This window comes from Dyella sp. OK004, assembly GCF_900114495.1.
In the GTDB taxonomy this organism is placed as follows: domain Bacteria; phylum Pseudomonadota; class Gammaproteobacteria; order Xanthomonadales; family Rhodanobacteraceae; genus Dyella_D.
The window spans coordinates 265,420-278,246 of record NZ_FOZI01000005.1 but is presented as its reverse complement, the minus strand read 5'-3'; the positions used below and the strand labels follow the sequence as shown (position 1 = coordinate 278,246).

The following is a 12,827-nucleotide window of genomic DNA, read 5'->3' as shown; positions in this document are numbered from 1 at the left end:
GTTCACCAGCAGGGGCCGTTGTTGTTCGCCGTGAGGTTGCTGGCGTCGGGTTGCTTAACGCCTGCGTTGGTGATCGACAACTGCTTGCAGACATCTTTCACCTGCACGCCAGCCGGACTGGCCGTGGCGGTGTACGCCTGCGCGGCAGAGGCAGATGTCGCAATAGTCACCGAGTAGTAGCCCTTCTCCGACGGTGCCGGGTTGGTGTACCCGATATCCGTCAACGCACCGTAACGATTGAAAGTGGCGTAATAACGCTCCTGCGCATTGGCGATGCGCAGGAGCAGTTCCTTGCCGTCAACGCGGCGCGCGCGATAGGCGTAGCGGCCATAGGAAGGAATCGCGACGGCGGCGAGGATGGCGATCACCGCCACCACGATCATCAGCTCGACCAGGGTGAAGCCGTGTGCGTGCGTGTGTTTAGCGATCATTGTTGAGTGCCCTCCACGAACGCCGGCGCCACACGGTGTCGCCGAACGAGAATGTTTCCTTGGGTTCTTTGTCGACGTCGACGCCCGGCACAAAGACCTTGCCGCCGCCCATGGAGACGGTGGCCGGCAGGAAGCCGCCGGTGGGTGGATTGGTGACGCGCGCACCGGCCTGGGTGTAGCCGGCGGGCCAGCCGGCGATGGCACCGAAATCCACGCCTTGAGCCGCTCCGCCGGTAGCGGCATCGATCACCATCAGCGCGCCGCGCGGCGCAGGGTCGCAAGGGTCGTTAGTCTGCGGAATCAACGTAGTGATGATGGCGCGGCCGGAATCGAACAGCGCGGTGGCATCCACCACCACGCGCTCGCCCTTGGCGGCCGCGATATCGAGGTCGAAATACCAGCCGCGGATCGGTTTCTTGTCGGCATCGGCGGCGGGTACCGTCCGGGTGGTGAGACCGCGCACGTTGTCCGCCTCCACCAGTGTCTGCTGCACCAGCAGCGTCTTGCCCTCCACCACCACGGCCTGCCCGGCCTTGCCGCTGTCGCGGATGCCATACACCGCCTGCACGCGCGTGTTGTCGTCGACCACGTTGTCCTTGCCACCAAGGTATTTGCCGGTGCCGAACACCACGGTGAAACCGCTCGCGCCCGGTGTCGGGAACAGGCGCGGCATCACCGTCACCGGTCGGTAGCCGGGGTTCTTGGGGCGGAAGAACAGTTCGGTCGTCCAATTGGACGGATCGCCGTCGGTCAGGTCGAAGCGCCACATGTTGCCGAGCAGATCGCCAGCGAAGGCCACATCGTCAACCTGGTCGCTGTTGTAGTCGCCCATCACCGGTGTCGACAGACCATAGCTCTCGATGGCGTCCGTGATGCCAGTGACCGTGGTGGGCGTTTTCAGCTCGCGCAGCAGCTCGCCGGTCTGTGCATCCAGCACAAACAACGAGCTGAAAGCGTTCGCCGCCGCCGTCTCCGTGCTGCCTTCCGGGAAATACCCTGCCGGCACTAGCACCACCCACTTGCCGTTGGCGAGACGACCGATGTTCGGACGGCCGAAGGTGTAGCCGAGATTGGCGCCACCGGTGCTGGTGTTGTTGAACTCCCACAGCACGCGGTCGGCCGGCCCCATCACCTTGCCCGACGTGCTGCTTTCGGTGGATGCCGCCTCGGTCACGTCCAGCGCATACACACCACGACCGCCCAGACGCAGGCCCGCCACCAGGATGGTGTGCCAACCCTGCTTGCTGCCCGTCCCGAAGTACACATCGCGGGTCACCGGCGTGCCATCCACCGAGGGCATGAAGCTGAAGTCGGTCAGCGACGACCAGCCCCTGAGTCGTCCGTAGGCCGAGTACGGCACATAGGCCCAGCGCTCCTTGCCCGGGCTGGGCGTGACATCGACCTTGGTGGCATCGGTGGTCGACGTGGTCGCGTCGAAGGCGTGCAGCATGCCGTCGTTGGCGGCCACATACAGCGTGGGCGCACGCTTCAGATGATCGGCGCGGAATTGCTCATAGCTCTTCTTGGCCTCCGCACCTTTGGCCTCCGGCGAATCCTTCGGCCAGGTATTGAGATAGCCACCCGTCGGCGCAGCCAGATATACCGTCTGGCCGTTGATCACCGGGCCGAAGATCGAGCCGCGCTTGCGGAAGGTGGTTCCTTCGTTGCTGCGGTTACCACGCAGCCAGGCCAGGCGGCTCTCGCCGACGCCTTTCGCATCGAAGTTCGCATCCACCGTTTTCAGCGCCGCACTCACATTGGCCCAGGTAAAAGCCGCACCTTTGCCCGCACCTACATCCGTGCTGGTGAGGATCACGCGCGAATCCAGCGAACGCGCATCGAGCAAGCTGCGGCCATCCCACAACGCTGCGGTGCCGACAGTGCCATCCAGGCCGATGGCAAAGGCCTTGAGCGAGCCACTCCAGGTCGCCGGATCAAAACCGGCCAGATACGTGACCGACCCTGTCGTCAGCACGGCGGCATTGAGGCCGCCCGCCATCGGCGTAGTGGTCTGCAGGAGAATGCTGGAAATGATCTTCTCGAGAGCATCCACCAGCGCTGAGGGGCTGCTCACACCGAAATATTTGCCGCGGCTGTTGAGCGCGGCGTGCCACATGTCGTCGATCTTGCGGCCATCGTCGGTGCCGACGGCCGGCACCGGCCATGCCAGGCTGCCCTTCCGCAACTTTTCATAGGTGGCGTCGTTGTTGATCAGGTTTCCGGACGCACCGAAGCCGATCATGTACTGGACCAGATGCGGCCAGGTCGCCGGGTCGTTCGCCGGGTTCCAGAAAATCTCTTTGTTACTCCGCGGATCGGCACCATCAGCCAATGGCTTGCTGAACATGGTCGTGGAAAGATCGACGATATTCACCGGCACCCTCCGCCGATTGGTTTCCTTGCCGAACAGGCTTGTGGTGCTGCTGTTCAAGCCGGCCTGCAAATCCGTCGCCCAATAGTGGAAGGCGATGTCACCCATGGTGGGCGTGGTGTTGCTCGCTTCGTTCCAGACGACCTTGCTCTCTGGGTCGGTCGTGGAAAAACTCTGCACGCCATCCGGCAAACTGCGGTTCGCGGTATCCGTACCCGGAGTGGTTACACCCGTGTCGCCGTTCCACAGGCCGTCGGTCATCTGGATGTGGAAATTCTTGCGGCAGATCAGCTCCTTGTTAACATCGCGATCCCAATAAGGATTGCTGTCGTCACTGCCGCTGCGATCGGTAAAGTAGGTGCCCACGCGCTTGGCAGCCGAGCGGTTCGGCGTGCCGCCGCTGGCCGGAATGGCAAACAGCCAGTTGTAAAAGGACGTGCGTACGTTGCTGGTGACCGCGCCATCGATGAACTTGTAGATCTTGGTGGCGTTCGACAGCTCGTTGGAATTGATGTTCTGCCAAGCCACGCGCACGTTGTCCTTCAGCGGCGCGAACGCAAGCGAAATGGCGCTCACCGCCGCCATGCGTCGTGTGCGGTAGTACGAGTACCAATTGGCGAAGTTCTGCTGATCCTTGCTGTCCAGCGGAACCCAGGTCCAGTTGCCGCTCGTATAGAGCGCGGACTGGCTGCCCGTGGTCAGGCGGCCATCGGCATCCTTGCTCAACGCCGGGCCGGTGTAGCGGTAGTAGCCTGCCCCGGTCTTGCCGCAGAAGGTCGCCTTCGCCAGATCCGTTTTCGATGAATTTGAAGGGTTGGTCGGACGGTTCTGGGTAATGCCGTCGCTCCAGGCCGCAGAGAATGACGCAGCGGCAAGCGTCGTCTTACCGTCAGCCTTCAGCGGCAGCGCATAGGTATTCTTGGGATTGAAGTAGACACCGTTCATCACCCAACTGCGGGGATCTGTGGTGTCCGTGATGGTCGGATCGATGACTCCCGCACACTTCCAGCGGTCGCTGTTCCAGCCAGCGGTACCCGGTGTGCCGTTCGCGTTGAATTCGTATGGCCGGAAATCACCGACAAAGTCGGAACCCATCGACCCGGAATCATCGAAGGTCAGCACCAGGTTCGGCGCCACGGTGATTGTCGCCGCCGGTGGACCAGGGCTCAGCTCTACCGTGCCTGCCATCGATACTGCGGAATAGCCCGCCATAAGGCTCAGCAGCAGACTGCCGATTAACGCCGACAGACGCTGATGCCCTGTAACCGAAATGCGCATGTTCATGGATTCCCCCGATCCTCAATTGCCCTTAGCGGCAAATGTGCTTTCCACCATGCGCACGGTGTTCTCGTTGCCACCGGTGGCGCGCGCGGTGATGCGATAAACGTGGCGCCCCGTATTGGACGGGCCGGTGCCGGTGCTGCTGGTGACGCCCGATTCATGGCTGGGACCGGTGCCAGGCGGCAACTCCGGGCCAAGGTCTTCGATGATGTAGAGCGGGTTCTTCGCCAGCACCGCCACCTCGCGCTCGCTCGCCTTGAGCGTGCTGCTCGACAGCGTGGTGTAGTCGTAGTCGCCGCTGTTGCCCTTGTATTCGGTAGCGCCATCGGTCACCCAGCCGGTCTTGGTGCGGAACGCCACCACGGTGGTGATCGGGCTGGACGGGTCGTGTACGTAGCAATCGGTGATCACGGTGGTGCCGCAATTGACCGAACCGTCGCTGCCTGCTTTCCATAGACGCCATTCGGCGCCACGCAATGCGGTCTCGGCGGCAAGCTCGGCCTGCTGCGCATTGCGCAGGCCGCCGGCCATGCGCTCTTGCAACAGCGAGTGCCCGGAAGCGCTGATCGCCAAGATCGTCAGCAGCAGCAGGAAGATCAGCGCCACCACCAACACCACGCCGCGCTGCTGCCGCGAACGATGGGACACACGCGTGCCATACGACTTCGACATCGGAAACTCCACTCGCTAACGGGCGGGAGCGCGCAAGGCGCCCGCCTCAGGGGTTGTAATTGCGCACCGCGACCAGCGCGTTGAACTCGCGCCGCAACATGCGGTTGTCGAAACCTTGATCCGCCGGCTTGATCGCCCTGCTCGCGTCGTCCGGCAGCTGTGGCGAGCTGTTGCCGTCGATGCCGTAGGCGTAGCGCGTCTCGTTGCCGGTCAGCACGCCGTTGATCTGCTGGCCGTTCATCAGCAGATGCACTTCGATGTTCTTCACCGCACGCCACAGGCAGCCGTAGTCGTCGCCCAGCGGATTCGGTGCCGGCGGCGGGCAGGCGATGGTGCCGGCGGCACGGTCGTCGACCTGATCGGCGGTAAGGAACCGCGTTGCGCCGTTGGCATCTTCCACGCCGTAGAGGAAATCCAGCCGCTCGACGCCGCGCACGATTTCGCTGGTTTCGCCGTTGACCCGGCGCGTCAACGCACCGGTGGTGCGGCCATCGCCGAGATCGACCACACGCAGGAAGTAAGTGACCGTCTTGAAATCGCGGGTGAAGTTGAACAGGCGCGGCGCGGACAACGGTTGCTGCGCCACCGGCATCGCCAGGTTGTTGCCGGTGTCGACGGCGTCCGGATAGAACTGGTTGGTCTCTTGCAGATTAGCCGCGAAGATCTGGCCGTTCGAGCAGTCGGCCAGCATCATCAGATCGCCGGCCTGGTAGTGATCTTTGTCGATCGCCGGTTCGCCGGTACCCGGACTGATCGAGACGTGATGCACTGTCCCGTCATCATTGGCAACCATCGTGCTGCTGCCGCCCAGCGCCCAGCCACCCGATGCATCCAGATAACGCAGTGTCAGCACACCGGAACCGGCCACGCGGTCATCCACGTTCTTGCCGATAGCGGGCAGACCATCAGGCACCGTCGGCGTGCACGAGGACTTGCCGCACTGATAGCCGCGCATCGAGAGAAACGACGGGAAGCTGTACGGCTCGCTCGGTTTGGCCGGATAAGGATCCGTGCCCCACGGCGTGCTCACGTCATGCAGCGCGCCCATCAAGTTGTCAGCCTGCACCATCGGCGCACGCAACTGCGACAGATAAATGCCGCCGCCCTCCGTGTTCACGCCACCGGAATTACTGCAGTACTGCCCGTTCGCCATGCGCAGGTCCGTGACCAACCGCGTGATGGCGAAGCGGCCATCCTCCTGCAAGCGCGCCAGCTGCGTTTGCACGCGATGGCTGCTGGAAGTGGAGAGAAACACGGTGATGATGCCGGCTGCCACAATCAGCCCCAGCACCATCGCCACCATCAACTCAATCAGGGTCAGACCAGCCTGGCCGGCGCCAAGTGTACGAACGACCTTCATGGCTGGAACTCCCAGGCAAACGTCTGCTGCGCCGATTCACTGTTGGCGCCCTTGTCGCCCGCCTTGCGCTCCTGCCACTGGATACGCATCACGCAATTGCCGCCATAAGGCGGCCGCATATTGATGTGGTCGTTCGTCAGCGCGAAACCCACCGCATCACGGCCAGTGCACTGGATGGTCGCCTTGGGCCCCGGCACCGCAGCGCTCAGCAGACTGCTCCAGGCAAACTTGTCGCGCGCCGCCACTTCCGCCGGCGTACAAGCCGCGGCGGCGTCACAGCTCTTCGCCGTGGTCACCGGATAGTTGATGTCGTTGTAAGCCCCGTTCCACACCGCCACCGGATTGGCGCGCATGCGATCCGCCATGCTCCCAGCCAGAAACGTCACCTGCGTGCGCAGATACGCCGCCTGATTCGACCGCGCCGCCATCACCAGCAACCCGGCCAGCCCAATCAGACCGATGCTGAAAATCAGCACCGCCATCAACACCTCAATCAGCGAAACCCCTCGCTGCCGCGACCCGACGCGCATCCCCTGTCTCCCCTGTAAAGCTTGCGCCAACCCTACAATCGTAAGTAATTACGGCAAGGGTTTATGAGACAGGCGGCAGCAAAAACCCGACGAACGGAGAGAGAAGGCAGGGAAAATATGCGGTGAATCACAAGATTGGGAGGTGTTCACCGACGACCGGAGACGAAATCCACCTGGCGACATACGCAATTATTTGCGCTTGAGTAGGGAATGCGAAGCGAGCTCGTAGCCGCCCCTATGTGGCGACGAGGCCCGGGCGGAACGGCTCGGAGGAAAACATCCCGCCGCCTGACACTGGAAAAGGCGTAGCTACAGAGCACACCGCCTGCTCTTCAGGCCATTTCTCTTTGGTTACTTTCTCTTTGGGCCAGCAAAGAGAAAGTGACTCGGACCGCGGCAGCGGTTCGAAAGCCCGCGGCAGGCGACCCAGCGCACGCAGACGCTAGAACCGAGCGATAACGCCACTGGACCCCGGCCTACGCTGGGGTGACGAAGTAGGAGGAATGGCGCGAGACCGAACCCTCATCCGACCCTTCGGGCCACCTTCTCCCACAGGGAGAAGGATCAAGCAAAGAGCCGGAGCAAAAAGGATCAGGCGACAACTGAATCATCCTCCGCCGCCACAAACCCACCCGTCTGCCGCCTCCACAACCGCGCATACAACCCACCATGCGCAATCAACTCCGCATGCGTGCCGGTCTCCACCACATGCCCCTTGTCCATCACCACCAATCGATCCATCCGCGCAATCGTGGACAAGCGATGCGCAATCGCGATCACCGTCTTGCCGCGCATCAACAGCTCCAGGCTGTCCTGGATCGCCGCCTCGGCCTCCGAATCCAGCGCTGACGTCGCCTCGTCCAGCACCAGGATCGGTGCGTCCTTCAACAGCACGCGCGCGATGGCGATGCGCTGGCGCTGGCCGCCGCTGAGTTTCACGCCGCGCTCGCCGACGTGGGCGTCATAGCCATGGCGGCCTTCGCCATCCACCAGCTGCGGAATGAATTCGTCGGCGCGCGCCTTGCGCACCGCCTCAAGGATCTGCGCCTCGCTGGCATCCGGCCTGCCGTAGAGCAGGTTGTCGCGGATCGAACGATGCAGCAGTGAGGTGTCCTGCGTCACCACGCCAATCTGCGAGCGCAGGCTTTCCTGCGTGACGTGGGCGATGTCCTGACCATCGATCAGGATGCGTCCGTCTTCGAGGTCGTACAGACGCAACAGCACGTTCACCAGCGTCGACTTGCCCGCGCCGGACGGACCGACCAAGCCAATCTTCTCGCCCGCACGCACGGCCAGTGCCAGGCCGGCGATCACCCCGCCTTCTTTGCCGTAGTGGAAATGGATGTCGTCGAAATGCACGGCACCGTTGGTGACTTCCAGCGGCATCGCGCCTTCACTGTCCTGCACCGTGCGCGGACGCGAGATGGTCTCCATGCCGTCCTGCACCGTGCCGACATTCTCGAAGATGCCGTTGACCACCCACATGATCCAGCCAGACATGTTGTTGATGCGGATCACCAGCCCGGTGCTCAGCGCGATCGCGCCCACCGTCACCTTGCCCTGGCTCCACAGCCAGATCGCCAGCGCCGAGGTGCCGACAATCAGGAAACCGTTGAGCGTCGTGATGGTGGCATCCATCAACGTGGTCAGCCGCGTCATCGCGCGCATGCGCTTGATCTGCTCGCCCATGGCATCCGCCACATAAGACTCCTCGCGCCGCGTATGCGCGAACAGCTTGAGCGTGAGGATGTTGCTGTAACCATCGACGATGCGCCCCATCAGGCGCGAACGCGCCTCCGACTGCCGCCAGGAACGCTCCTTGGTACGTGGCACGAAAAACGCCAGCGTGGCGACATACGCCACCAACCACACCACCAACGGCGCGGCTAGCCAGAAATCCGCCTTCGCAAACATCACGATGGCGCTGCCGGTATAGATGGTGACGTACCAGATCGCATCCACAATCTGCACCGCCGACTCACGCAGCGAACCACCCGTCTGCATGATGCGATTGGCAATGCGCCCCGCGTAGTCGTTCTGGAAAAACCCCAGACTCTGGCGGATCACATAGCGATGGTTCTGCCAGCGGATACGACTGGTGAGATTCGGCACGATCGCCTGATTCACTAGCAAATCATGCAGCCCGATCAACACCGGCCGTGCGATCAGCGCCACAAGCCCCATCCACAGCAACTCATTCCCATGCTTCTGGAAGAAATCCGCCGTCGGCACCCCTTTCGCCATATCGACAATGCTGCCGATAAACCCGAACAGCGACACCTCAACAATCGCCACACCAAAACCCACCACGATCGCCGCCGCAAACACCGGCCACACCTGGCGCAGATAAAACACGTAAAAACGCCACACCGACTGCGGCGGCATCCCATCCACCGGCTCCTTGAAAGCATCGATGAGCGATTCAAACCAACGGAAAATCATCGCGGCGCTCCCGCCATGCCAAGAACGGCATGGTGCCTGAAATAGATGTCGAGGGAGAGAAAAGCTGAGGGCAAAACTAGAAGGATGCAAGAGCTCAAGCAGCGAAGTAGCAACGCATCCCCGAGCACCCACCCCTCACCCCAACCCTCTCCCCGGAGGGGAGAGGGAGATGTTGCGCTTCGATGAGGAATAACGATCAGACTTCGAAGAGAACCATCCCAACGCCTGACACTGGAAAAGGCACAGCTACAGAGCACACCGCCTGCTCTCAGGCCATTTCTCTTTGGTTACTTTCTCTTTGGGCCAGCAAAGAGAAAGTGACTCGGACCGCGGCAGCGGTTCGAAAGCCCGCGGCAGGCGAGCCAGAGCACGCAGACGCGACAACCGAAGTGCTTCACTACTGGATCCCTGCCTACGCAGGGATGACGAAGTGGGAAGGACGTCGCGAGGGCCAAGCCCTCACCCCAACCCACTCTCCCGCAGGAACTACCTATACAGATCGCCAAGCGGAAAGGAAGAAGATCGATCACGCCGCGACGCCACCCGATCCGCCCACCGCGTAGCCTCCGGTAACCGATACCGCGTACACCCAGCCAACACCAGCTCCGCCGCCCCTTCCACACTCACCCGATACCCCGGCGACACAATCAACGGCTTCACCCGATCCTTGCTGCGCAACACCGTGCCGATCACCCGCCCCTGATACACCAGGTCAGCACGATCCCCGCGCCGCTCCCCGACAGCCGCATGACTGCCAACCAAAATTGTCTTCGCCACACCAATCGTCGGCAGCCCGGTGATCACCCCAAGATGGGCCGCGATACCCAGCCCACGCGGATGCGCAATCCCCTGCCCATCCACCAACACCATATCCGGCACCTGCGGCAGCCCGGATAGCGCCTGCAACACCGCAGGCAACTCGCGGAACGACAGCAACCCAGGGATGTACGGCATGCACGTAGGCAGACGCGCCACCACCTGCGCGATCGGCACCAGCGTGCCCGCATCCAGCAATACGGCGGCGGCGCGGGTGATGGCGCCACTGTCCTCGAAGCCCACATCGACGCCGGCAATCACGCGCAGCGGCGGATAGTCATCCACCAGACTTACGCGCGCGGCCAGCTCGCTCTGCACAGCACGCGCCTCTGCCACGTCGCCGCGCCACACGGGAGCGGACTCGATCACGCTTTTCCAGTCCATCCGCTCAGGCTGAGGCCCGGCATCTGAACAAGCCGTCAAAGCCCGGGCGGTTTTGATTGACCCTGCACGGATGCGCCCGGATGATGCCGGCCATGTCTAACCTGCTTCGCTCCCTGCTGATCCTGTTGCTGGCCATTGGCTGCAGCTCTCTCGCCCTGGCCCAGGACAGTTCGGGCACGGTGCCACCGCAGCCTGCGCCGGTCAGCGTGGACCAGTTGAACAGCCAGCTCGACCAGATCAAGCAGGCGCTCACCGATACCGACAAGCTCAACGACGGTGTGCTGGTGGATCTGCACGGTAAGGTGCAGGCACTGCAGCAGCAGGCCGACCAGCTCAGCGCCAGCCTCGCACCACAGGCCGATGCGTTGAAGGCCAAGCTCGATGTGCTCGGTCCGGCACCGGAGAAAGGCGCGCCACCGGAAGCCGCCGAAGTGGTCGCCCAGCGCAAGCAGCTCAACAAGGCCAAGGCCGACCTGGATGCACAGACCAAGCAGGCGCAGACGCTCAGCCTGGAAGCGCAGCAGCTGACCACGCAGATCGCCGGCCTGCGCCGCGATCTGTTCGATGCGCAGATCAGCCAGCGCACAGCGTCACCGCTGAGCGGTACGTTCTGGAGCTCGCTGTCGCGCAGCGTGCCGGACGACCGGGCCGGATTGAAACTGCTGGGCACGGATGCGCTCGGCGCGCTGAGCCAGGCCTGGCAATCGCCCAACCGCACACCGCTGATACTTTGCCTGATCGCCGCGATCGCGCTGCTTGCGCTGGGGCGACGGCAGCTGGAGCGCGTGCTGGTGCAAGTCACCACCGATCGCATGCCGTCTGGGCATCTGCGCCGCAGCGCGCTGGCGCTGTTCATCACGCTCGGCACCACCCTCACCTATAGCGTCGCCGCCTATCTGGTCTATCTCGGCATCGACTGGAACAACACGCTGGACGACGAACTGCGCGACTTCGCGCTCGGGCTGGTGCGGCTGGCGATAGTGACGTCGTGCATGGCTGGACTCGGTCGTGCCTTGCTGAGTGCGGGGCGGCCGTCATGGCGCATGCCGGCGATCACCGATGATCTGGCGCGCCGCCTGCATCCGTTCCCGTGGCTGCTGGCCTGGTGCACCGTGTTGCTTGGCGTGGCCGAACGGGTCACCCACCATATCGGCGCCAGCCTGACCGCGACGGTGGCGGTCAATGGTCTGCTCAGCCTGTTGATCGCCGCGCTGGTCGCGGCCGCGCTGATCCGCATGGGCAGTGCGCGGCGCGCGCTGATCGCGGCGGGCGAAGCACCGGCCAAGCGCCCCTTGTGGTTCGGCCTGCTGGTAGCGGCGGCCTTCGTCGGCGTGGCGCTCTCGCTGCTCGGCCTGCTCACCGGCTATATCGCGTTTGCCTTCTTCGTGGCGCGGCAGATGGTGCGCGGCGGTTTCATCGTGGGCTCGCTGTATCTGTTGATGCATCTGGTCAACGACTTGTTCGCCACCCTGTTCTCGCCGGATTCGCGCGCGGGCAACCGTATCCAGGAAGCCTTCGGCGTGACCCCGGCACGGCTGGAGCAGGCCGCGGTGGTGCTGTCCGGCCTGTCGCGTGCCTTCCTGTTACTGATGGCGCTGCCGCTGTTGCTCGCGCCCTATGGCGCCGGTCCGGAAGAGTTGCTCACGCGCGGCGGCAAGCTGTTTGCCGTGCGCTCCATCGGCACCCTGCCCATCGTGCCGGGCAACATCCTCACCGCCTTGCTGGTGCTGCTGGTCGGCACATTGGTGATGCGCCTGATCAAGCGCTGGCTGGGCCACGAACTGTTGCCCAAGACCTCGCTGGAACCGGGCATGCAGATGTCCATCGTCACCCTGCTCGGCTATGTCGGCAGTGTGCTGGTGTTTGTGCTGGTGCTGGGCGCGCTGAAGGTGGATCTGCAGAGCATCACCTGGGTGGCCAGTGCGCTGACTGTCGGCATCGGTTTCGGTCTGCAGGCGATCGTGCAGAACTTCATCTCCGGCCTGATTCTGCTCGCCGAGCGGCCGGTGAAGGTAGGCGACTGGGTGAGCCTCAGTGGCGCCGAAGGCGATATCAAACGCATCAATGTGCGCGCCACGGAGATCCAGCAGTGGGATCGCTCCATTGTGATCGTGCCCAATTCGCAGCTGATCACCCAGAACGTGCGCAACGTCACCCAGGCTGGCGCGCTGGGGCGCGTGCAGATCCGCCTGCCGATGCCGCTGAGCACTGACGCATCGAAGACGCGGAAAATTATCTTCGACGCACTGAGTGCACATCCCAATACGTTGGAAAAGCCTTCGCCGAATGTGCAGCTCGACAACCTCGAAGGCGGCTCGATGACCTTTGTGTGCACGGCCTACGTGGGCAATCCGCGCGATGTCAGCAATGTGAAGAGTGATCTGCTGTTCGAGATCATCGATCAGCTGCGCAAGGCCGACATGCCACTGTCCACACCACAGGACATGATCGTGCGCACCATCCCCCCGTCGACCGACGCCCCCATGCCGCAGAAAACCTGACGCGGCCAAGGCACGGGACTAGACTGTTGCGGCCCGCGA

8 protein-coding genes are annotated in these 12,827 nt (G+C 63.2%); 1 reads left to right on the top strand and 7 read right to left on the bottom strand.

Annotated features, from left to right (window positions below; translation table 11 throughout):
• Positions 1 to 2: 2 nt before the first annotated feature.
• The 7 genes from BM338_RS21840 to nfi all read right to left on the bottom strand — a co-directional run bounded on the left by BM338_RS21840 (position 3) and on the right by nfi (position 10,272).
• On the bottom strand, positions 3 to 431 hold the full coding sequence (locus BM338_RS21840) for a type IV pilin protein (RefSeq protein WP_090454197.1): 429 nt from the start codon (positions 429 to 431) through the stop codon (positions 3 to 5).
• The gene (locus tag BM338_RS19490) at positions 421 to 4,086 is read right to left on the bottom strand and encodes a pilus assembly protein (RefSeq protein WP_090453988.1); all 3,666 of its coding nucleotides are present in this window, start codon (positions 4,084 to 4,086) and stop codon (positions 421 to 423) included. The genes BM338_RS21840 and BM338_RS19490 overlap by 11 nt, the downstream gene beginning before the upstream one ends.
• Positions 4,087 to 4,101: 15 nt before the next feature.
• The gene (locus tag BM338_RS19485; RefSeq protein WP_090453987.1) at positions 4,102 to 4,755 is read right to left on the bottom strand and encodes a pilus assembly PilX family protein; all 654 of its coding nucleotides are present in this window, start codon (positions 4,753 to 4,755) and stop codon (positions 4,102 to 4,104) included.
• Positions 4,756 to 4,801: 46 nt separating this feature from the next.
• Positions 4,802 to 6,115 carry a PilW family protein gene (locus BM338_RS19480; protein ID WP_090454195.1) on the bottom strand — a complete coding sequence of 438 codons (1,314 nt, stop codon included), beginning with the start codon at positions 6,113 to 6,115 and terminating at the stop codon, positions 4,802 to 4,804.
• Complete coding sequence (pilV, locus tag BM338_RS19475; RefSeq protein WP_090453985.1) at positions 6,112 to 6,645, bottom strand: type IV pilus modification protein PilV; 534 nt, start codon at positions 6,643 to 6,645, stop codon at positions 6,112 to 6,114. Before pilV ends, BM338_RS19480 begins: the two co-directional genes overlap by 4 nt.
• Before the next feature lie 591 nt (positions 6,646 to 7,236).
• A complete protein-coding gene (locus BM338_RS19470; protein ID WP_177229424.1) occupies positions 7,237 to 9,084 on the bottom strand; it encodes an ABC transporter ATP-binding protein in 1,848 nt (615 codons plus the stop codon).
• A 489-nt stretch (positions 9,085 to 9,573) separates the two neighbouring features.
• A complete protein-coding gene (gene nfi / locus BM338_RS19465; RefSeq protein ID WP_255367390.1) occupies positions 9,574 to 10,272 on the bottom strand; it encodes a deoxyribonuclease V in 699 nt (232 codons plus the stop codon).
• 107 nt (positions 10,273 to 10,379) lie between these two features.
• Between nfi and BM338_RS19460 the strand changes: the two genes are divergently transcribed.
• Complete coding sequence (locus tag BM338_RS19460) at positions 10,380 to 12,788, top strand: DUF3772 domain-containing protein (RefSeq protein WP_255367389.1); 2,409 nt, start codon at positions 10,380 to 10,382, stop codon at positions 12,786 to 12,788.
• Positions 12,789 to 12,827 lie beyond the last annotated feature (39 nt).